Source organism: Chelatococcus sp. KU-N122 (genome assembly GCF_055391085.1).
The window spans coordinates 4668241-4689540 of sequence record NZ_AP043981.1 but is presented as its reverse complement, the minus strand read 5'-3'; the positions used below and the strand labels follow the sequence as shown (position 1 = coordinate 4689540).

Annotated in this window: 19 protein-coding genes and 1 pseudogene; 13 read left to right on the top strand and 7 right to left on the bottom strand. The window is 69.6% G+C overall.

Annotated elements, in window-relative coordinates:
• Positions 1–37: 37 nt before the first annotated feature.
• Genes ACZ5PO_RS21125 through ACZ5PO_RS21115 form a run of 3 tightly spaced genes read right to left on the bottom strand, consistent with a single transcriptional unit; the run spans position 38 to position 2981 of the window.
• The gene (locus ACZ5PO_RS21125) at positions 38–523 is read right to left on the bottom strand and encodes a MaoC/PaaZ C-terminal domain-containing protein (protein ID WP_464183693.1); all 486 of its coding nucleotides are present in this window, start codon (positions 521–523) and stop codon (positions 38–40) included.
• Positions 523–1356, bottom strand: coding sequence for an enoyl-CoA hydratase/isomerase family protein (locus ACZ5PO_RS21120; RefSeq protein WP_464183692.1), 834 nt, complete (start codon positions 1354–1356; stop codon positions 523–525). The genes ACZ5PO_RS21125 and ACZ5PO_RS21120 overlap by 1 nt, the downstream gene beginning before the upstream one ends.
• Complete coding sequence (locus tag ACZ5PO_RS21115) at positions 1353–2981, bottom strand: acyl-CoA synthetase (protein ID WP_464183689.1); 1629 nt, start codon at positions 2979–2981, stop codon at positions 1353–1355. Before ACZ5PO_RS21115 ends, ACZ5PO_RS21120 begins: the two co-directional genes overlap by 4 nt.
• Before the next feature lie 89 nt (positions 2982–3070).
• On the opposite strand from ACZ5PO_RS21115, the gene ACZ5PO_RS21110 reads away from it, so the two are divergent.
• From ACZ5PO_RS21110 to ACZ5PO_RS21080, 7 genes are all read left to right on the top strand, one after another.
• Positions 3071–4291, top strand: a complete 1221-nt coding sequence (locus ACZ5PO_RS21110; RefSeq protein ID WP_464183687.1) for an ABC transporter substrate-binding protein — start codon at positions 3071–3073, stop codon at positions 4289–4291.
• Positions 4292–4447: 156 nt separating this feature from the next.
• Positions 4448–6046 carry an acyl-CoA carboxylase subunit beta gene (locus ACZ5PO_RS21105; RefSeq protein ID WP_464183686.1) on the top strand — a complete coding sequence of 533 codons (1599 nt, stop codon included), beginning with the start codon at positions 4448–4450 and terminating at the stop codon, positions 6044–6046.
• 4 nt (positions 6047–6050) lie between these two features.
• Positions 6051–8039 carry an acetyl/propionyl/methylcrotonyl-CoA carboxylase subunit alpha gene (locus ACZ5PO_RS21100; RefSeq protein WP_464183684.1) on the top strand — a complete coding sequence of 663 codons (1989 nt, stop codon included), beginning with the start codon at positions 6051–6053 and terminating at the stop codon, positions 8037–8039.
• The gene (locus ACZ5PO_RS21095; protein WP_464183683.1) at positions 8036–8797 is read left to right on the top strand and encodes an SDR family NAD(P)-dependent oxidoreductase; all 762 of its coding nucleotides are present in this window, start codon (positions 8036–8038) and stop codon (positions 8795–8797) included. Before ACZ5PO_RS21100 ends, ACZ5PO_RS21095 begins: the two co-directional genes overlap by 4 nt.
• A gap of 71 nt (positions 8798–8868) precedes the next feature.
• The gene (locus ACZ5PO_RS21090; RefSeq protein WP_464183680.1) at positions 8869–10053 is read left to right on the top strand and encodes an acyl-CoA dehydrogenase family protein; all 1185 of its coding nucleotides are present in this window, start codon (positions 8869–8871) and stop codon (positions 10051–10053) included.
• A gap of 48 nt (positions 10054–10101) precedes the next feature.
• The gene (locus ACZ5PO_RS21085; protein ID WP_464183679.1) at positions 10102–10323 is read left to right on the top strand and encodes a hypothetical protein; all 222 of its coding nucleotides are present in this window, start codon (positions 10102–10104) and stop codon (positions 10321–10323) included.
• Positions 10320–10883, top strand: coding sequence for a Fic/DOC family protein (locus ACZ5PO_RS21080; RefSeq protein ID WP_464183678.1), 564 nt, complete (start codon positions 10320–10322; stop codon positions 10881–10883). The genes ACZ5PO_RS21085 and ACZ5PO_RS21080 overlap by 4 nt, the downstream gene beginning before the upstream one ends.
• Positions 10884–10924: 41 nt before the next feature.
• Here the strand turns inward: ACZ5PO_RS21080 and ACZ5PO_RS21075 are convergent, their stop codons facing one another.
• Entirely contained in the window at positions 10925–11653 is a 729-nt protein-coding gene (locus tag ACZ5PO_RS21075; RefSeq protein WP_464183677.1) for a cytochrome c biogenesis CcdA family protein, read from the bottom strand.
• Between the two features lie 276 nt (positions 11654–11929).
• Between ACZ5PO_RS21075 and ACZ5PO_RS21070 the strand changes: the two genes are divergently transcribed.
• A complete protein-coding gene (locus ACZ5PO_RS21070; protein ID WP_464183675.1) occupies positions 11930–12925 on the top strand; it encodes a P1 family peptidase in 996 nt (331 codons plus the stop codon).
• Between the two features lie 4 nt (positions 12926–12929).
• Here ACZ5PO_RS21070 and ACZ5PO_RS21065 read toward each other — a convergent pair whose 3' ends face one another.
• A complete protein-coding gene (locus tag ACZ5PO_RS21065) occupies positions 12930–14171 on the bottom strand; it encodes an NAD(P)/FAD-dependent oxidoreductase (protein ID WP_464196964.1) in 1242 nt (413 codons plus the stop codon).
• A gap of 148 nt (positions 14172–14319) precedes the next feature.
• Between ACZ5PO_RS21065 and ACZ5PO_RS21060 the strand changes: the two genes are divergently transcribed.
• The 5 genes from ACZ5PO_RS21060 to ACZ5PO_RS21040 all read left to right on the top strand — a co-directional run bounded on the left by ACZ5PO_RS21060 (position 14320) and on the right by ACZ5PO_RS21040 (position 19458).
• Positions 14320–15318 carry a hypothetical protein gene (locus ACZ5PO_RS21060; RefSeq protein WP_464183673.1) on the top strand — a complete coding sequence of 333 codons (999 nt, stop codon included), beginning with the start codon at positions 14320–14322 and terminating at the stop codon, positions 15316–15318.
• A 144-nt stretch (positions 15319–15462) separates the two neighbouring features.
• Positions 15463–16146, top strand: coding sequence for a ribulose-phosphate 3-epimerase (gene rpe / locus ACZ5PO_RS21055; RefSeq protein ID WP_464183672.1), 684 nt, complete (start codon positions 15463–15465; stop codon positions 16144–16146).
• A gap of 63 nt (positions 16147–16209) precedes the next feature.
• Complete coding sequence (gene purB / locus ACZ5PO_RS21050; RefSeq protein ID WP_464183671.1) at positions 16210–17523, top strand: adenylosuccinate lyase; 1314 nt, start codon at positions 16210–16212, stop codon at positions 17521–17523.
• Positions 17524–17779: 256 nt separating this feature from the next.
• A complete protein-coding gene (locus tag ACZ5PO_RS21045) occupies positions 17780–18328 on the top strand; it encodes an RBBP9/YdeN family alpha/beta hydrolase (protein WP_464183670.1) in 549 nt (182 codons plus the stop codon).
• A 137-nt stretch (positions 18329–18465) separates the two neighbouring features.
• Positions 18466–19458: a bile acid:sodium symporter family protein gene (locus ACZ5PO_RS21040; RefSeq protein WP_464183669.1), complete on the top strand. Its 993-nt coding sequence runs from the start codon at positions 18466–18468 to the stop codon at positions 19456–19458.
• A gap of 66 nt (positions 19459–19524) precedes the next feature.
• Here the strand turns inward: ACZ5PO_RS21040 and rpsD are convergent, their stop codons facing one another.
• Together rpsD and murI are read right to left on the bottom strand one after the other, a co-directional pair.
• Entirely contained in the window at positions 19525–20142 is a 618-nt protein-coding gene (gene rpsD / locus ACZ5PO_RS21035) for a 30S ribosomal protein S4 (RefSeq protein WP_464183667.1), read from the bottom strand.
• A 271-nt stretch (positions 20143–20413) separates the two neighbouring features.
• Positions 20414–21264, bottom strand: a pseudogene (gene murI / locus ACZ5PO_RS21030) (glutamate racemase).
• Between the last annotated feature and the right edge of the window lie 36 nt (positions 21265–21300).

Here is a 21300-nt window from a genome sequence, read left to right as displayed (position 1 = left end):
AGAAGTCCAGCCCTCCGCCGCCGTCCCGTGTGGATCATCAGCCCGGCGCAGGGGGCGGGACGGTGCCCCATTCGGCGGTCGCCGGCCGCTCGCGCCGCATGAGCAGGCGCGCGCTGCCCTGCTGCACCGCCTTGCCGTGCTGGTTCTCGATGGTGAAGGCGAGGCCGACCAGCCCACGATCCGGGCGGGACACGGGGCGGGCCTCGACGACCTCGATAACGGCGCGGACCGTGTCCCCGGGCCGCACCGGCGCCTTGAAGTCCCAGGCCACGCCGAGCAGCGCCACCACGGTGCCATCGATCAGATCGAGGCGCGAGGCGAGGCCGAAGGCCATGCCGATGCCCATCGGGCCGTGCGCGATGCGGCCCTCGAATTCGCTCGCCGCGGCGAAGACCTCGTCCGTATGCACCGGGTTGAAGTCGCCGGTCAGGGTGGCGAAGGCGACGATGTCGGCCTCGGTGATCGTGCGCCGCGGCGTCCGCCAGACGGTGCCGACGACGAACTGGTCGAAGACGAGGCCCATCAGCCGCCTCCACCGGTGCGGGGCGCGAAGTCGGGCGGCCGCTTCTCGACGAAGGCCGACATGCCCTCCAGCCAATCCGGGCTGCCGACCAGCGCCGACAGCGCCTCGACGCCGAAGCGGCGGGCACTGCGCAGGTCGACGTCGCCGCTGACGTGGATCGACGACTTGCATTGGGTCAGCGCCGCGGGGCTCAGGCGCATGAGGTCTGCTGCCAGGGCCAGCGCCGCCGCCTCCAGGTCCCCCGGTGCGACGACCTTGTAGGCGATGCCGTAGCGCTCCGCCTCGGCCGCCGGGACATGGCGCGCCAGCATGATCCATTCGATCGCCTTGCCGCGCCCGATGTGCCGGGCAAGCTTCTGGACGCCGCCGGCGCCGGGCGTCGCGCCGAGCACCGCTTCGGGCAGGCCGACGACGCTGTCCTCGGCCAGGATGCGGAAGTCGCAGGCGAGCGCCAGCTCGAAGCCGCCGCCCAGGGCATAGCCGTTCACCGCGGCAATGACCGGAATGCCGATGGCCTCGATCTTGTCGAACAGCCGCGCGATCCGGCTGAAATAGGCGTCGCGCGCCGTGAATACGTCGGTGAAGCGCGCGGCCGGACCGGCGAAATACTTGAGATGGGCGCCGCAGCAGAAGGCGCGCTCCGTGCCGGTGACGACGAGCACCCGCGCCCCGCCGGCGATCGCCGCATCGATCCCCGAGTCGAGCTCGTCGAGGAAAGCGAGCGTCAGCGTGTTCATCTCCTTCGGCCGGACGAAGGTGAGCCGCGCCACAGCGCGATCCGGCCAGTCCAGCACCATGGCGGTCGAGGCCGCCCGTTCCGATTCGCCGCTCACGGCTTCACCTCCAAGCGCGCTTCATCGCGCAGGTCCTTGCGACGGATCTTGCCGGTCACCGTCATCGGCAGATCGGCGCGGAACTCGATGGCCCGCGGATATTCGTGGGCCGACAGGCGCTGCTTGACGAAGGCCTGCACCTCCGCCGTCAGCTGCGCATCGGTGGTGACGCCGGCCTTGGGCACGATGAACGCCTTGACCACCTCGCCGCGCACCGCATCGGGCACCCCCACGGCAGCCACCATGGCGACGGCCGGATGCTGCATCAGGCATTCCTCGATCTCGCTCGGCCCGATGCGGTAGCCGCCGCTGATGATCACGTCGTCGTCGCGGGCGTGGAACCAGAAGTAGCCGTCTTCGTCGCGGTGGCCGACGTCGCCGGTCAGCAGCCAGCCGTTGCGGAACTTCTCCGCCGTCGCCTTGGGATTGTTCCAGTACTTCAGGAAGAACACGGGATCGGGAGCGCGCACGGCAATCGAGCCGGCCTCCCCCGGCGGCTTCGGATGCCCCTCCTCGTCGACGATCTCGACCTCGTGGCCGGGCATGGCGCGGCCCATCGAGCCGTCCTTGAGTGGCATGAGCGCGGCGCAATTGCCGACGGTGAGGTTGGCTTCCGTCTGGCCGTAGAACTCGTTGATGGTGACGCCGAAGGTCTCGCGCCCCCAGGCCAGCATCTCCTCGCCCAGCCGCTCGCCGCCGCTGGCGATGCTGCGCATGGTCACCCGCGTGCGCGGCGCCGCGCCGGCCTGGCGCATGATCTTGAGCGCCGTGGGCGGCATGAAGGCATTGCGGATGCGGTGCCGGGCGATGAGATCGAAGGCCTCGTCCGCATCGAACTTGGCGAAGCGCCGCGCCAGCACCGGCACGCCGTGGAACAGGCTCGGCAGCAGCACGTCGAGCAGGCCGCCCGCCCAGGCCCAGTCGGCCGGCGTCCACATGCGGTCCCCCGGCTGCGGAAAGAAATCGTGCGGCAGCTCGACGCCGGGCATGTGGCCGAGCAGCACCCGGTGCGCGTAGAGAACGCCCTTGGGATTGCCCGTGGTGCCGGACGTATAGACCATGATGGCCGGATCCTCGGCCGCCGTGTCCACCATGGCGTGGTCCGACGACGCCCGCTCCAGCAGGCGGCCGAACGCATGCACGCCCGCCGGGCAGTCGCCGTCGACGGTGATGACCGCGACCGGCGCCGCCAGCCTGTCCTTGAGCGCCAGGAGCTTTTCCAGCCCGATCTGGTTGGTGACGATGGCTTTGGCGCCGCTGTCGTTGAGCCGGTACTCGACCGCGTCGGGCCCGAACAGCGTGAAGAGCGGCAGCGCCACCGCGCCGATGCGGTAGGCCGCCAGATGGCTGACCAGCGTCTCCGGACACTGCGGCAGCAGGATGCCGACGCGGTCGCCGCGGGCGACGCCCAGGGCGGTGAAGGCGTTGGCCAGACGGCGCGACTGCTCCTGCAGGTGCTCGAACGAGAGCTCGACGGCGTCGCCGGCCGTCGTCTCGTAGATCAGCGCCGTCCGGCTCGCGCCGGTGTGCCGGTCGCAGATCGCCTGGGCGATGTTGAAGCGCTCCGGGATCTCCCAGCGGAACGCCTGCCTGATGTCGTCGTAGGTCGCGCCCGTCAGCGGCATATTTGCTCCTTGCCTCCCTCCCTAACGGTTGGTAGGGATAGCACATAAGAGATCGGCGCGGCAAGCGAGCGCCCGAATGGGAGGGTCGGATGAGGCGGTTACGGTGGAAGGGGCTGCTGGCCTCGACGGTCGTCAGCGCGGCGCTGCTAACAGCAAGCGCGCAGGCTCAGGTCTCCGACGGCGTGGTGAAGATCGGCGTGCTCAACGACCAGTCCGGCATCTATGCGGACCTGTCGGGCCAGGGCTCGGTCACGGCGGCGAAGATGGCGGTCGAGGACTTCGGCGGCGCCGTCCTCGGCCAGAAGATCGAGGTCGTGTTCGCCGACCACCAGAACAAGCCGGACATCGGCGCCGGCATCGCCGCGCAATGGTACGACGCCGAGCATGTGGACGCGATCGTCGACGTGCCCGTCTCCTCGGTCGCGCTGGCGGTGCAGGAGGTGGCGCGCCAGCGCGGCCGCATCGTCATGTTCTCGTCGGCCGGAAGCTCGGACATCAGCGGCAAGGCGTGCTCGCCGTTCGGCACGCAATGGACCTTCGACAGCATCGCGCTGGCCAAGGGCACGGCCACCGCCGTGACGAAGAGCGGCGGCGACACCTGGTTCTTCATCACGGCGGACTACGCCTTCGGCAAGGCGATGGAGGCCGATGCCGCCCGCTACATCCGTGAGGCCGGCGGCAAGGTGATCGGCTCGGTCGCCCACCCGATGAACAGCACCGACTTTTCGTCGTTCCTGCTGCAGGCCCAGGCCTCCAAGGCCAAGGTGATCGGGCTCGCCAACGCCGGCGGCGACACCATCCGCACCATCAAGGGCGCGGCCGAGTTCGGCATCGTGCAGGGCGGCCAGACGCTGGCGGCGATGCTGCTCTTCATCACCGACGTGCACAGCCTCGGCCTGAAGACGGCGCAGGGCATCCAGCTCACGGAATCGTTCTACTGGGACCTCGACGACGCGACGCGCGCCTGGTCGCAGCGCTTCGGCAAGCTCAGCGGCGGCAAGATGCCGACCATGGTGCATGCCGGCGTCTACAGCGCCGTGACCCACTATCTCCAGGCTATCAAGGCGGCCGGCACCGATGAGGCCAAGGCGGTCGCGGCCAAGATGGCCGAGCTGCCGGTGGACGACGCGATCCTCAAGGGCGGCAAGGTCAGGCCGGACGGCCGGGTGCTGCGCCCGTTCTACCTCTTCGAGGTCAAGGCGCCGTCGGAATCGAAGGGGCCGTGGGACTACTACAAGCTGGTGCGCGAGATCCCCGCCGAGGAGGCCGTGCGGCCGCTCGCCGAGGGCGGCTGCCCGCTGGTCAAATAGGCGAAGCAATCCAGAGCATTTCGCCATTGGATGGACCCATCCAATGGCAGGGAAATGCTCATAGTCTTTCGAATCTGGAGCGCTTTCTCGCGATTGGGTGGGTCCACCCAATCGCAAGGCGCTCTAGGGCGCGACATCATTCATGCGAGGCACTTCATGGCGGTGATCAAGGCACGGGCGGTGAACGACGAGACCAGCGCGGTGCGGCAGGCGTCCTATGCAGCGCTGCTCGACGACCTGCGCGCCCGCCACGCCCGGGTGGTCGAGGGCGGCGGCGAGGCGTTGCGCAAGCGGCATCGGGAGCGCGGCAAGATCCCGGTGCGCGAGCGCATCGACCTGCTGCTCGATCCGCTGGCGCCGTTTCTGGAGCTCTCTCCCCTCGCCGCCTGGGGCCTCTACGGCAACGAGGTGCCGTCCGCCGGCATCGTCACCGGGGTCGGCGTCGTCTCGGGCGTGCCCTGCATGATCATCGCCAACGACGCCACGGTGAAGGGCGGCTCGTTCTTCCACGAGACCGTCAAGAAGCACCTGCGCGCCCAGGAGATCGCCCGCGAGAACCACCTGCCCTGCATCTACCTGGTGGATTGCGGCGGCGCCTTCCTGCCCGAGCAGGATCGCGTCTTCCCCGACAAGGATCATTTCGGCGGCACCTTCTTCCAGCAGTGCCGCATGTCGGCCGATGGACTGCCGCAGATCTCCGCCGTCTTCGGCGGCTGCACCGCCGGCGGCGCCTACATCCCGGCGCTCTCCGACGAGGTCGTCATGGTGCGCGGCACCGGCCGCATCCACCTCGGAGGCCCCCCCATCGTCAAGGCGGCGATCAACGAGATCGTCGACGGCGAGACCCTCGGCGGCGCCGAGATGCACGCCACCGTCTCCGGCGTCGCCGACTACCTCGTCGACAGCGAGATCGAGGCGCTGGCCAAGGTCCGCGAGATCGTCGCCGCCCTGAACTGGCCGGCGCAGGAGCCGGCGAGCCGCCGGCCCTCGCGGCCGCCGCTGGTCGACGGCGGCGATCTCGGGGCCATCGTCGGCCTGGACCTGAAGCAGCCCTACGACGTGCGCGAGGTCATCGCCCGCCTCGTCGACGGCAGCGAGTTCCAGGAGTTCAAGCCCGCCTACGGCGCCTCGCTGGTGTGCGGCTTCGCCTGGATCCACGGCGAGCCGGTCGGCATCGTCGCCAACAACGGCGTGCTGTTCGCGGAATCGTCGGTGAAGGGCGCCCATTTCATCGAGCTCTGCGATCAACGCCGGATCCCGCTGCTGTTCCTCCAGAACATCACAGGCTTCATGGTCGGCACCGCGGCCGAGCGCGGCGGCATCGCCAAGCACTCCGCCAAGCTGGTCTATGCGGTCTCCAACGCCCGCGTGCCGCGCTACACGGTGATCATCGGCGGCTCCTACGGCGCCGGCAATTACGGCATGTGCGGGCGTGGCTTCCAGCCGCGCTTCCTGTTTGCCTGGCCCAACGCCCGCATCGCCACCATGAGCGCCGACGTGGCCTCCACCGTGGTGACCGACCTGCGCCGGCAGAGCCTCACCCGGGGCGCTGCGGCCGAGGACGAGATCGCCGCTCTCGACGCCCGCACCCGCGCCCAGTTCGAGGCGCAGAGCGACCCCTATTACGCCACCGCGCGGCTCTGGGACGACGGCATCATCGAGCCGACACAGACCCGCGACGTGATCGGCCTCTGCCTGGCGCTCGCCTCGTCGGCCGCCGAGCTTCCGGGCAATCGGCCCGTGTACAGGATGTGACGGCATGTTCGGCTCGCTTCTGATCGCCAACCGCGGCGAGATCGCCGTCCGCATCATCCGCACCTGCCGACGCCTCGGCATCCGCACCGTCGCCGTCTATTCCGACGCCGACGCCGACGCCCTGCACGTGGCGCTCGCCGACGAGGCGGTGCGCATCGGCTCGCCCCCGGCCCGCGACAGCTACCTGCGCCCCGACGCCATCGTCGAGGCGGCGCTGCGCACCGGCGCCGAAGCGGTGCACCCGGGCTACGGCTTCCTGTCGGAGAAGCCGGAGCTGCCCGAGGCCTGCACCGCAGCCGGCCTCGTCTTCGTCGGGCCTTCCGCCCGCTGCATCGCTGCCATGGGCTCCAAGATCGGCGCCAAGAAGATCGCCGCCGAGGCCGGTGTCGCCAGCGTGCCCGGCTATGCCGGGGCGGAGCAGTCGACCGCCCGGCTGGTGGAGGAGGCGCGCCTGATCGGCTTCCCGCTCATGGTCAAGGCCTCGGCCGGCGGCGGCGGCAAGGGCATGCGCCGCGTCATGGCGGAGGACGAGCTGGTGCCGGCTCTCGATCTCGCCCGGCGCGAGGCCGAAGCGGCGTTCGGCGATCCGTCCCTGCTCATCGAACGGCTGGTGCTGCGGCCGCGTCATCTGGAGGTGCAGATCGCCGGCGACACGCACGGCAACGTCGTGCACCTCTACGAGCGCGACTGCTCGGTGCAGCGCAACCACCAGAAGGTGCTCGAAGAGGCACCGGCGCCCAACCTGCCGGAGACGGTCCGGCAGGCGCTGCTCGAACGCAGCGTCGCGCTCGGCCGCACCATCGCCTACGACAATTTGGGCACCGTAGAGTTCATCCTCGACGAGGGCGCCAGGGAGCCCTGGTTCCTGGAGATGAACACCCGCCTGCAGGTGGAGCACCCGGTGACGGAAGCGGTGACCGGCTTCGACCTGGTGGAGTGGCAGTTGCGCATCGCTGCCGGCGAGCCTCTGCCGGCCCGCCAGGACGAGATCGCCTGCCGTGGCCACGCCATCGAGGCGCGGGTCACGGCGGAGCGCGCCGACGCGCAGTTCCGCCCCGATGCCGGCCCGATCCGGCTCGCCGTGGAGCCCGACGGAATCCGCGTCGACGCCGGAGTGCGCACCGGCTCGGAGGTGACGCTGTTCTACGATTCGCTGCTCGCCAAGGTGATCGCCGCCGGCCGCGACCGGCCGGAGGCCCTGCGGCGGCTCGAGGCAGGGCTCAGGCGTTACGTCGTGCTGGGCCCGGCCACCACCTTGCCGTTCCTGGCCGACGCCGTGGCCCACCCCATCTTCGCCGAGGGGCGCGCCACCACGCGCTTCATCGACGAGGCGTTCCCCGCCGGATGGCCGCCGGCCGTGCGGCGGCTCGCGCTGGCGCGGGCCGTCGCCGCGGCGCTGCGGACCGAGGCGGCGCGTCCTCCCGGCCAATCGCCATGGAGCGCGCTGACCGGCTTCCGCGTGCTCGCGCCATCCGGTGCCGCAGCGCGCGTCGCCATGCGGGTGGAGGACGACAGCGGGGCGGAGAGCCTGAGCCTCGGCCGCACCGGCAGCGTCTGGAGCGTGGCGGCGGGCGAGGAGAGCCTCTCATTCGCGCTGACCCGGGCAGCAGCTCGCATCGAGGTCACGGTCGACGGCGTCACCGTGCCCGGCTGGGCGGCTGTCACCGGCGACCGCATCGATCTGTGGCTCGGAGGCGAGACCTACGCATTCAAGGTCCAGCCGGACGTGGCCGGAGCCGCATCCGCCCGGCAGGGCGCCGGCCAAGGTGTCGTGCGCGCGCCGATGCCCGGGCTGCTGGCCGAGTTGCGGGTCGGTCCCGGCGAGACCGTCGAGGTCGGCCAGACCGTGGCGGTGCTCGAATCCATGAAGCTGCTCATCTCGCTGTCGGCGGATGTAGCGGGCGTGGTGCAGGAGACCAGCGGGCGTCCGGGTGAAACGGTCGAGGCTGGGCAGGCGCTGGTCGTCATCGCCGCCGCAAAGGATGTCGCATGACGCCCGCGACCGCGCTCATCACCGGCGGCACCTCGGGCATCGGCCTCGAGACAGCCGCACAGCTTGCTGAGTCTGGCGTCGCGACGATCGTGATCAATGGCCGCGACGCCCGGCGGGGTGCCGAGGCCTGCGAGGTCGTGCAGCGCCGGGCGCCGGGCGCCCAGGTGCATTTCGTCGCCGGCGACGTGACGTCGACGACGGGCGTGGAAGCGCTGTTCGCCGCTGTCGCGGACGTCACGGGCGGGCGCCTCGACGTGTTCGTGCACAGCGCCGGCGGCGACTTCGCGCCGACGCTGTTCAAGGACACGGCAGCCGACGACGTGGAGGCGATCGTCCGTCACTGGCTGGTTGCGACCATCCTGTGCGTGCGCGCCGCGCTGCCGCTGATGCCGCGCGGCGGCGCCATCGTCGCCGTGGCGTCCGACGCCGCCAAGGTGCCCACACCAGGCGAGGCCGTGATCGGCGCAGCCATGGCGGGCATCGCCATGTTCGCCCGCACCCTCGCCATGGAGGCGAAGCGCGACGGCATCCGGGTGAACGTGCTGACGCCGTCGCTGGTCGCGGGAACGCGCACGTTCGAGCGCGTGACCGAGGGCGGCTTCAGCGCCAAGCTGTTCGCCAAGGCGATCGACGCCGCCCACCTCGGCCTGCCGGATGCGGCCGACGTCGCGGCTTGCGCCGCGTTTCTGGCAAGCCCGGCCGCCGCGCGCATCACCGGCCAGTTGGTGAGCGTCAACGGCGGCATTTCCGCGGGCTGAGCCCGCACCGGCCTGCGATGACAAGTCGGCGGCACCGGGGCAAGAAAGATGATGAATCGAGGGAGGATCGCGTGAACGTTGCACCATCCCAAGCCGCCGGCGGCACCGGCCAGCTTCGCTCGCCGTTCCTCGGCGAGGAGCACGAAGCGTTGCGCGACCAGGTGCGCCGCTTCGTCGAGACCGAGGTCAAGCCCCACGCCGCATCCTGGGAGGAGCAGGGCCACGTGCCGCGCGAGGTGCTGCGCAAGATGGGCGAGCTCGGCTTCTTCGGCATCCGCTACCCCGAGGCCTTCGGCGGCGCCGACATGGATACGGTGGCGAGCGCCGTGTTCGCCGAGGAGCTCGGCCGCTCCACCTTCTCCGGCGTCGCCATCACGGCCCTCGTCCACACCGACATGGCCTCGGTGCACGTGTTCAACGCGGGCTCGGAGGAGCAGAAGGCCCGCTTCATGCCTGGCATCGTGCGCGGCGAGCTGATCACCGCCGTCGCCGTCACCGAGCCAGACGCCGGCTCCGACGTGAAGGGCATCCGCACCACCGCCCGCCACGTCGACGGCGGCTACGTGCTGAACGGCGCCAAGATGTTCATCACCAACGGCGTGCTCGCCGACATCTACTGCGTGGCGGCCAAGACCGACACGACGGGCGCGCCCAGCCGCAGCGTCACCATGTTCCTGATCGAGCGCGGCACGCCGGGCTTGCGCGTGGCCCGCCGGCTGAACAAGCACGGCTGGCGCTCGTCCGATACGGCCGAGCTGGTGTTCGAGGACTGCTTCGTCGCCGACACCCAGGTCCTGGGCGAGGAAGGCAAAGGCTTCTACGCCATCATGCGCAACTTCCAGAACGAGCGCACGGTGATCGGGGCCATGGCCATGGGCGAGGCCCAGGCCGCGCTCGAGCTCACGCTCGACTACGTCAAGACCCGCCGCGCCTTCGGGGCGCCGCTCTGGGAGAAGCAGGCGATCCGCCAGCGCCTGGCGATGCTGTCGGCCAAGGTGGAAGCCGGCCGCCAGCTCGTCTACCACGCGGCCTGGCTCGACAGCCGCGGCGCCGACGCGACCAAGGAGGTCTCCATGGTCAAGGCCTACTGCGGCGAGCTGGTCAACGAGGTCATGTACGACTGCCTCCAGTTCCACGGCGGCACCGGCTTCATGTGGGAGACCACCATCGAGCGCATGGCCCGCGACGCACGCGTGCAGTCGATCGGCGGCGGCGCCACCGAGGTGATGCTGGAAGAGATCGCCAAGCGATTGTAAGAGAGTTAAGCTTTTGTAAAAATGAAAGAAATATGCTACGATACAAGAATGGCCGCCGATACCGAGAGCTTGAGCCCCGCTGAATCGAAGGCCGCGAGAGAGCGACGGCTCGAGGCCATGCGCCTGCATGAGATCGAGGGCAATCCCTTAGACGCCGAACAGGTTGCTCTCTTCGAGATGTTCGAACGGGAGAGCTGGAGCCACGAGCGGCGATTGGCTCACCTTCTCGAACGTGCGCGCCGTCGGGGGTTGTCGCCTGCCGCGGAATGAGCGATCCCTATGTCTATCCGGGAACCATCGTTCTTCGGAACAAGCTGGGCCTGCGGGACGCTGCCATTCTGGCGTTGCATGAGCGCGAGATCGTTACACAGCGTATCGCCGAAGGCGCGCCCGAAGGGCATTTTGACCTTGTCCACCTGAAGGCAATTCACCGGCATCTGTTTCAGGACGTATACGACTGGGCCGGCGAGTTGCGCACCGTCGAAATCGCCAAAGGCGGGCATCAGTTTCAGCTCCGGCGCTTTCTCGAAACCGGGATGGCCGACGTGCATCGGCGCCTGCGCGAACACCGTGTCCTTCGACGCGCGACATCACAGGCGTTTGCAGAAGCGGCCGGCCGGATCATCGGCGATATCAACTACATTCATCCCTTTCGTGACGGCAACGGTCGCACTCAACTGCAATACCTGAAGCAGCTGGCCGAGCGCGCTGGACACCCTCTCGACCTGTCGAAGCTCGATCCGGAGGCCTGGATCTCGGCATCGCGTGAAGCGCACCATGCCCGCTATGACGCCATGGTGGCCGTCATCAGAGGTGCACTCGACCCTTGATCTTGAGCCATGTGGCGGGGCGACGCTTTGGTAAGCCGCTATCACCCCAGCCGCTGCAGCGCCGGGAAGGCGTCGAGCGCCCACAGCGACCAGCGCGCGATGGTGCCGGTCAGGAACAATATCCCGGTCAGCACGAGGAACAGGCCGAGCCAGCGCTCCACCTTCGAGAAGCGCGCCTGCGCCCGCCGCACCACGGCGATGAACGGCTTGGCCAGGAAGGCCAGGACCAGGAACGGAATGCCGAGGCTGATCGAATAGGCGGCGAGCAGCACGGCGCCGGGGAAGGCGCCGTCGCGGGAGCCGGCGATCGACAGGATGCCCGCGAGCTTGGGGCCGACCACCGGCGTCCAGCCGAAGGCGAAGGCGAGGCCCATGACGTAGGGGCCCCAGAGGCCCGGCGGCTTCGGCACCCGCGATCGCGTGCCTTTGGCCGCGAACGGCACGTTGAAGGCGCCGCAAAAATGCAGGCCCATGAGCAGGACGGCGATGCCGCCCAGGACGCGGAACGTCTCGACGTAGCGCCGGAGCTCGAGGCCGGCCGGCGGCGAGCCGGCGCCGGTCAGAATGACCACCGTGGCAAAGCCGACCACGAACGCCGCCGCGGCGGCCAAGGCCCGGCGATTGATGTCCTGGTCGCGCCGGTCGAGGATCTCGTCGAGCGCTTCGGCGCCGAGGTAGGCGAGGAAGGATGGCACGAGCAGCAGGACGGCTGGTGTCAAAAAGCTCTGCAGCCCGGCAACCACCGCTGCCGGAAAGGACACGTCGGGCATGCCTGTTTCCTAGAGCAACGGCGCCGGGAGGGGGATTCGATTCTGGTTCATGCCGACGGCAACTCACTCTGCATGTTCAAGCTGCGGCTCGACCGCACCTGGGGCCCTCTCCGGCTCCGGCGTCGCCTCGACCGACCGCGTCCGCATGGCACCGTCGGGATGACGGAGTAGCGACACCGTGTGCCTCGCTATAGGCTACCGGGCCATGCGCCGCGTCGCTTGTCTACCCCAAACGGGGGCATCGCCGCTCCGCGGCCGGCGACGGCAGGAGACCCCATGAGCCGAAATCTCATCACCGATGTGAACGGCGTGCGCGTCGGCCACGCCCACGATGCCCGTGTCGCATCCGGGGTGACGGCGGTGGTGTTCGCCGAGCCGGCGGTCGCCTCGGCCGCGGTGCTCGGCGGCGCGCCGGGTGCGCGGGAGACGGCTCTGCTCGAAGCCGAGATGACGGTCGAGCGCGTGGATGCCATCGTGCTGTCGGGCGGCTCGGCCTTCGGCCTCGCGGCGGCGGATGGGGCGATGATGGCGCTGGCCGCCCAGGGCCGCGGCTTCTCGGTCGGCACCGCGACGATCCCGATCGTGCCGCAGGCGATCTGCTTCGACCTAACCAACGGCGGCGACAAGGCCTGGGGCGGCGAGCCGCCCTACCGCCGTCTCGGGGCCGAGGCGATCGCCGCCGCCGACACGGTCTTCGCCCTCGGCACGGCCGGCGGCGGCTACGGCGCCACTACCGCCAATCTCAAGGGAGGTCTCGGCTCGGCGAGCGCCGTCACCAGCGGCGGGCACACGCTCGGAGCGCTCGTCGTGGTCAATGCCGTCGGCGCGGTGACGGTGGGCGACGGCCCGCACTTCTGGGCCGCCCCCTTCGAACGCCACGGCGAGTACGGCAGCCGCGGCTGGCCCGCGACCATCTCGGGCGCGACCCTGACGACGCCGCTCAAGGGGGTGCGGATCGAGAACACCGTCATCGGCATCGTGGCCACCGACGCGCATCTCACCAAGGGCCAGGCGAAGCGGCTGGCACTCTCCGCCCACGACGGCTTCGCCCGCGCCATCAGGCCGGCCCACACGCCGCTCGACGGGGACATCATCTTCGCCGCGGCGACCGGCGCCCGTCCGCTCGGCGATCCGCTGCGCGAGCTGACCGAGCTCTGCATCGCCGCCGCCGACACCATGGCGCGGGCGGTGGCACGGGGCGTCTACGAGGCGACGGCGCTGCCGTTCGCCGGCGCCCTGCCCGCGTGGCGCGACCGATTCGGCGCGGCCTGAGGGCTCAGAACCGGTCGGCCTTGAACGGCGTCGGATCGACGAAGGGCGATTCGCCGCACATCATCTCCGCCACCAGGCGTCCGGTCACCGGCCCCAGGGTGAGCCCGTGATGGGCATGGCCGAAAGCAAACCAGAGGTTCCGGTGCCTCGGCGCGGCGCCGATGATCGGCATCATGTCCGGCGTGCACGGCCGTGCTCCGACCCATGGCTCCGGCTCGAGCCGCTCGGCGAGGGGAAAGAAGTCGCGAGCGATGGGCTCGGCCCGCGCGAGCTGGATCGGCGTCTTGCGCGCATCGCGGAGCGCGAATTCCGCCCCGGTGGTCAGGCGGATGCCGCGGCGCATCGGCGCCAGGAAGTAGCCGCGCTCCACGTCGAGCACCGGGTGGTTGAGCTTGGCCGCACCGGCCGCCCGGTAGTGCATGTGGTAGCCGCGCTTGACCGCGAGCGGCAGGTCGTAGCCGAGCGCCGTGGTCAGCGTGTCGGCCCACGGCCCCAGCGCGACGACGGCGCTTCTCGCGTTGATCCGGCCCGCCGCCGTCCTGAGCGTCCAGCCCTGGCCGTCAGCCGTGAGCGAAGCGGCATTGCCCTGCACGAAGCGGCCGCCGAGGCGCTCGAACAGGGCGACATAGGCCAGCGTCAGGGCCTGCGGATCGACGACGCTCCAGGGGTCGGTCCAATGTAGCCCGCCCACCAGCCCGGGCGTCAGGTAAGGCTCGGCCGTCTGCATCGCCGCCGCGTCCAGCGCCCGATAGTTGAGGCCGAACTCGCGACGCCAGCTTTCGGCCTCGGCGAATCGCGCGTCCCGCTCGCGCTCGGTGCGGAAGGCCTTGATCCAGCCGTCCGGCTTCATCAGCGCCTCGGCGCCGGCCTCCGCCGCCAGCGCCCGGTGTTCCTCGACGCAGTGCTCGATCAGCGTCGCGTATTGCCGCGCAATCGCGGCATGGCGCGACGGCCGCGAGTGCCGCCAGTAGCGGAACAGGAATGGCGCCAGCCGCGGCAGCGCCGACGGATGGTAGTGCGCATCGATCGTGTGGTTCAGGCCGTAGCGCAGCAGCGCCCCGAAATCATGGGGAAAGCCATATGGGTAGACGCCCTCGCGCTGGATCAGGCCGGCGTTGCCGTACGACGTCTCCTCGCCGGCGCCGCGGCGGTCGACCAGCACCACCGAACGGCCGCGCTTGGCCAGGTGGACGGCGACCGATACGCCCACGATGCCGGCTCCCAGGACCGCCACATCGGCCGAGATGTCTCCGTCGACGTCCACTTGCATGGCTGGTGCGCCCTCTCTTAGATTGCCGCGCGTCGCGGGCCATCTCTAGAGTGACCAGGCTTGGCCGTCATCCCGAACTCGCCTGCCGATCCCGCCTGATCCGTCGGGCAACTCGCTGAAACTGGTGCTTTTGTCCGTCCTGCGTGTCCTCGAGACTGCTCTTGCGACGATCGGTCGGCTCGGCACGCAGGGCTTCGTCGCCGCCGTCGCGCTCGGCCTGCTGCTGCCGGGCCTGGCATCGGCCTTTCGGCCCCTGCTCCCGGTCGTGCTCTTCTGCTTCCTCGCGCTGGTGTTCGCCCGCTCCGAGCTCGATCCCATCCTGCGGACGATCCGGCGACCGCTCCCGCTCGTCGCAGCGTGCCTGTGGCTGATCGCGGCTCCGCTCGCCCTGGTGGCGGCGACCATCGCCCTGATCGGCCACGATGGCGTCGACCCGGGCCTGATCCTCGGGCTCGCGGTGATGGCGGCGGCGCCGCCGATCATCTCGTCGCCGGCCATCGCCATTCTCTACGGTTTCGAACCGGCGCTGATCATCGCCGCGGTGGTGGTCACCACCGCCCTCGCCCCGTTCATCGCGCCGCACGCGGCCGCCTGGCTTGCGGGCACCGCCGTGCCGCTCGACGCCATGGTGCTCACCGTGCGGCTCGTCGGCCTCATCGGCGGCGGCATCGTGACCGGCCTGGTGGTGCGGGCCGTGGCCGGCCACCGGCGCATCGTGGCGGTTCGCACGACCCTGGATGGCGTCGTCGTGCTGCTGTTCGCCGTCTTCGCCACGGCCGCCATGGACGGTGTGAGCCGTGCCGCGCTGGAGCGGCCGGTGACGGTCATGGCCTATCTGGCGCTCGCCTTCGTGCTGTCGCTGGTCGGCTTCATCATGGCCATTCCGGCGCTACGCTTCCTGAAGCCGTCCGACCGCTTCATGCTGGGCTACGGCACCGGCCAGCGAAACATGGGCCTGCTGATCGCCGCCATGGGCGCCGGCACGCCCGGCGACACCTACCTCTTCTTTGCGCTGGCGCAGATCCCCATTTTCGTTCTGCCACAGATGCTCCTGCCGATCGCGCGCCGTATCCGGCGCGATGCGGAGGCCGCGCGGATTGTCTCACCGCCCCCCCGGTGCTAGAGCCCGCGGCATATGACCCTCCGGAGCGTTCCGTCCGACCGGATGGACATGCTCGAAGCTCCGGCCTCGGAAGCGCTTCGCTCCCATCGGGCGAGGCCCGCCCGACCGGGACGCGCTCCGGGCGCACCACGGCTGGAGATGCTCATGCGAAACCCGATCGTGATCGCACCGTCGATCCTGTCCGCCGATTTCGCTCGTCTGGGCGAGGAGGTGCGCGCCATCGATGCGGCCGGCGCCGATTGGATCCACGTGGACATCATGGACGGCCATTTCGTGCCCAACATCTCGTTCGGCCCGGACGTCATGCGCCACATCCGTCCCTGCACGAACAAGCTGTTCGACGTCCACCTGATGATTGCCCCGGTCGACCCCTATCTGGAGGCCTTCGCCAAGGCGGGTGCCGACCGCATCACGGTGCAGGCCGAGGCCGGGCCGCACCTGCACCGGTCGTTGCAGACGGTCCGCCAGCTGGGCAAGAAGGCTGGCGTCGTGATCAACCCCGCGACCCCGGTCGACGCCGTCGAGTTTGTGCTCGACGACGTCGACCTGATCTTGATCATGTCGGTCAATCCGGGCTTCGGCGGCCAGGAGTTCATCCCGGCGGCAGCCGACAAGATCGCCCGCGTCAAGGCACTCATCGGCGGACGGCCGATCCACGTGGAGGTCGACGGCGGCATCACGCCCGAGACCGCCGTGATCGCCGGGCGGGCTGGCGCGGACGCCTTCGTCGCCGGCTCCTACGCGTTCCTGGGCGGACCGCAGAACTACGCGGCCAACATCGAGGCCCTGCGCAAGGCGGCCGAGAGCGCCCGCGGCGAGTGGGTGTAGGCCCATAGGCAGGCAGCCAGTATCAATCCGTTCGGCAGCGCCGACGACGCACAAAGGCAGCAGATGATTCCCCGCTACAGCCGGCCCGACATGGTCGCCATCTGGTCGCCCGAGACCCGCTTCCGCATCTGGTTCGAGATCGAGGCCCATGCCACGACGGCCCTCGCCCAGCTCGGCGTGGTGCCGCAGGAGGCCGCCGACAAGGTCTGGGAGCTCGGCGCGCCGGCGACCTTCGACATCGACCGCATCGACGAGATCGAGCGAGAGACCAAGCACGACGTCATCGCCTTCCTCACGCACCTGGCCGAGATCGTCGGCCCGCAGGCACGTTTCGTCCACCAGGGCATGACCTCGTCGGACGTGCTCGACACCTGCCTCAACGTGCAGCTCGTGCGGGCCGCCGACATCCTGCTCGCCGATATCGACGCGGTGCTCGCAGCGCTGAAGCGCCGCGCCTTCGAGCACAAGATGACGCCGACCATCGGCCGCTCGCACGGCATCCATGCCGAGCCGGTCACCTTCGGGCTCAAGCTGGCGCAGGCCTATGCCGAGTTCGCGCGCAACCGCGAGCGGCTGGTCGCCGCGCGCCGGGAGGTGGCCACCTGCGCCATCTCGGGCGCCGTCGGCACCTTCGCCAATATCGACCCGCGGGTCGAAGCCTATGTGGCGGAGAAGATGGGGCTCGCGGTCGAGCCGATCTCGACGCAGGTCATCCCGCGCGACCGGCACGCCATGTTCTTCGCCACACTCGGCGTCATCGCCTCGTCGATGGAGCGGCTGGCCATCGAGATCCGGCACCTGCAACGCTCGGAGGTGCTGGAGGCGGAGGAGTTCTTCTCGGAGGGCCAGAAGGGGTCCTCGGCCATGCCGCACAAGCGCAACCCGGTGCTGACCGAGAACCTCACCGGGCTGGCGCGCATGGTGCGCTCCTACGCCCTGCCGGCGATGGAGAACGTGGCGCTCTGGCACGAGCGCGACATCTCCCACTCGTCGGTCGAGCGCATGATCGGGCCGGACGCCACGGTGACGCTCGACTTCGCGCTGGCACGCCTCGCCGGCGTCGTCGACAAGCTGCTCGTCTATCCCGAGACCATGCAGAAGAACCTCGACCGGCTGGGCGGCCTGGTGCATTCGCAGCGCGTTCTGCTGGCGCTGACCCAGAAGGGAGCGAGCCGCGAGGACGCCTACCGGCTGGTGCAGCGCAACGCCATGCCGGTCTGGCGCGGCGAGGGCGACTTCCTCACCCTGCTCAAGGCCGACCCGGAGGTGACGCGCTATCTCAGCGACGCCGAGATCGAGGAGCAGTTCGATCTGGGCTATCACCTGAAGCACGTCGACACGATCTTCGACCGGGTCTTCGGCGCCCCGCATTCGTAGGCTGGCCGTCAGGCGCGCCCCGTGTGCGCTGGCGCATCGTGGCCGGCCATTCGATCGGCGATCTTCCCTCCATAGACGGAGGGCTGACCCCATGATCGAGTTCCTGATCGCGCTGTTCGAAGGTTTCGGTCCGGCCGCGGGAGCAGTCGCCGGGCACGTCGAGGCCGAGTGACAACCGCCTGTCCTGCAATCGCCGACGCCCTGTCTCGCGACGACGGCGGTTGATCCGAACCGGCGCACAGGCTATCGGCGGGTGATGCGCACCGCCGACTGCGATATCCTGATGGTTCCGGGCTGGTCGGGCTCGGGGCCGGACCATTGGCAGAACCGCTGGGAGGCCAAGCTCACCACGGCGCGGTACGTGATGCAGGCCGACTGGTACAGCCCGAACCTGGAGCGCTGGAGCGAGCGATTGGTCGATGCCTGCATGGCGTCGGTCCGCCCGGTCATCCTCGTCGGTCATTCCCTGGGCAACATCCTCATCGCCCACGCGGCTCCGCTGCTCTCCGACGAGGTCGTCGGCGCCTTCCTGGCGGCGCCGCCGAGCGAGCGCGCCGTCAAGGCGATCCCCGGCATGGACCCAGCCTTCACCCCGTTTCCGCGCGATCCGCTGCCGTTCCCCTCGGTGCTCGTCGCCAGCCGCAACGACCCCTATTGTCCGTCGGCAGAAGCCGAGGATCTGTCCTACGCCTGGGGCTCGGCCTTCGTCGACGCGGGCGAGGCGGGGCACATCAACGTCGCCAGCGGCCATGGGCCATGGCCCGAAGGGCTGATGCGCTTCGCCGGGTTTCTCAAGATCCTGTAGCGGCAGGGTCCTGGAGCCGGCGAATTTCCGCGTGCTCCCGGCGCTTGCGGGTATCCAGCTGCGCCCAACATGCTCTACAGGAACCTCCCGGGCGCGGCTGGCCGCGCCCACCGCAATCCTGGCGAGGGCGCGCGCGTATGCTTTCCCTGCTTCGTCCCGATCCGTTCACCCTGCTGCTGGTGGCAACCGTCGCACTGGCCTCGTTCGTGCCGGTGCGCGGCGCGGGCATCCCGGTCTTTTCGGTCATCACGACGGCGGCGATCGCCCTGCTGTTCTTCCTGCACGGCGCCCGCCTGTCGCGCGAGGCCGTGATTGCCGGGCTGGTGCATTGGCGCCTGCACCTGACGGTGCTGGCCGCAACCTTCATCCTGTTTCCGCTGCTGGGGCTCGGCATCGACGGGGCGCTTTCCGGCATCATCAACCCGATGCTGGCGGCCGGCCTGCTCTACCTCTGCCTGCTGCCGTCCACCGTGCAGTCCTCCATCGCCTTCACGTCCATCGCCGGCGGCAACGTGGCCGCCGCCGTGTGCAGCGCCTCGGCGTCGAACCTGCTGGGCGTGTTCCTGACTCCGCTTCTCGTCGCGCTGTTCATGAACCTGAAGGGCGGCGTCTCCTGGGGCGCAGTCGGCGGCATCGTCGGCCAGATCCTGGTGCCGTTCGTGCTAGGCCAGCTGCTGCGGCCGTGGGTGGGCGCCTTCGTCGGCCGCCACAAGCAGCTGGTCAACGTCGTCGACCGCGGCTCCATCCTGCTGGTCGTCTTCCTGGCGTTCAGCGAGGCGGTCGATCACGGCCTGTGGACCAGCCTGAGCCTCGACGATTTCGTCGTGCTGTTCCTGATCGACGCAGCACTTCTGGCGCTGGTGCTGGTCATCACCACCTACGGCAGCCGGCTGCTCGGCTTCAACCGCGCGGACGAGATCGCCATCGTGTTCTGCGGATCGAAGAAGACGCTGGCGAGCGGCCTACCGATGGCCAGCGTGCTGTTCCCGGCCCAGACGGTCGGCATCATCGTCCTGCCGCTGATGCTGTTCCACCAGATCCAGCTGATGGTCTGCGCCGTGCTGGCGCGGCGCTACGCCCAGCGCGCGCCCAGTGAAGACGAGCTGGAGGCGGCCGCCAGCCCTCAGTAGAGCGACCACCACGCAAAAGGGCCGCCCGAAGGCGGCCCTGGATGCTTCGTAACCGGCTGGAGATGGTCAGCGCGAGTAGAACTCGACCACCAGGTTGGGCTCCATCTGCACCGGATAGGGCACGTCCGACAGGGTCGGCACGCGCACATAGGTCGCGCTCATCTTGCCGTGATCGACCTCGATGTAGTCCGGCACGTCGCGCTCGGCCAGCTGGCTCGCCACCAGCACCAGCTCGAGCTGCTTGGAGGCGTCCTTCACCTCGATGACGTCGCCCGGGCGAACCTTGTAGCTCGGGATGTTCACCCGCCGGCCGTTCACACGGACATGGCCGTGGTTGACGAACTGGCGCGCGGCGAAGACCGTCGGCACGAACTTGGCGCGGTAGACCACCGCGTCGAGGCGCCGCTCCAGGAGACCGATCAGGTTGGCGGCCGAGTCGCCCTTGAGGCGAATGGCCTCCTGATAGATCTTGTTGAACTGCTTCTCGGTGATGTTGCCGTAGTAGCCCTTGAGCTTCTGCTTGGCGCGCAGCTGCGTGCCGAAGTCGGAGATCTTGCCCTTGCGGCGCTGGCCGTGCTGGCCGGGGCCGTACTCACGGCGATTGACGGGGCTCTTCGGGCGGCCCCAGATGTTCTGCCCCATACGGCGGTCGATCTTGTGCTTCGCCGCAATTCTCTTCGACATACGCGTGTCCTCTCGTCATGCGAGTTGGCTTTCGAGGAACGCGCCCTCCTCTGCCTCCTTGGGGGGAGGCCGACAGATCCGGTACGGGATGAGGTCCGATGGGATCACGGGTGCGTTGGAGCGAGCGGCACCCTTTCGGTCGCCATCCGCGTCCTTGTCGTCTCGCTGCATCCGCCGACGGCGGCCGCCGTTCAGCTGAGGCTCGAAACGGCCACGCGGGCCCAAAAGGCCCGCGTGGAAGCGCGCCTCATAGCTCGCCGTGCCCGGCCTGTCAAACCGAGATGGGCACCGCTCGCGGCAAGGAGGCATCCGTGGCAGCGTGCACAGGTGCGCGTACGATATGCGGCAGGCCATAGGCGGCCAAGGTCGCTTCCAGCTCCGGCGTGATCGCCGCGCCGCCGGTGAAGATGGCCGTGCCTTCCGCCGCCCCGGTCGCCGTCACCGGGTTTGCGCCGATGAGCTGAAGAACGCGGCGCGCGATGGCCGGCGCTGGATCGATCCAGGACACCGGCCAGGGGGCCAGATCTTCGAGCCGGTCGAGCAGCAGCGGATAATGCGTGCAGGCGAGCACGATCGTATCCGTCCGGCCCTCCGCGTCGTCACGGAAGCACGGCGCAATCTCGGCTGCGATCGCCTCGTCGCTGATGATACCGCCAGCCATGATCGCCTCGGTGTAGCTCGCGAGCCTGGTCGAGCCGACCAGGGCCACATCGCAATCGCCGGCGTAGGCGCGCACCAGCTCATGGGTGTAGTCGCGCGCCACCGTGCCTGGCGTGGCGAGCACGCTGACGCGCTTGGAGCGGGAGGCAGCCGCCGCCGGCTTGATCGCCGGAACCGTGCCGACGAACGGCATCGTAAACCGCGCCCGCAGGTGCGGCAGCACCAGCGTCGACGCGGTATGGCAGGCGATGACGACGAGCTCGGGCCGGTAGGCGGCGATCCGCTCTTCGAGCACCGCCATGACGCGCGCCACGAGCACGTCCGGCGTCAGCCGGCCGTAGGGGAACACCGCGTCGTCCGCCGCATAGACGAAGCGCGCGTCCGGCCGCGCCTTGGCCACTTCGCGATAGACCGTAAGGCCCCCAGGCCCGAATCGAACACGAGGATTGCGGGATGCGTCATGGCCACCGGCGATACTATGTTCGAGATCGGTCGTCG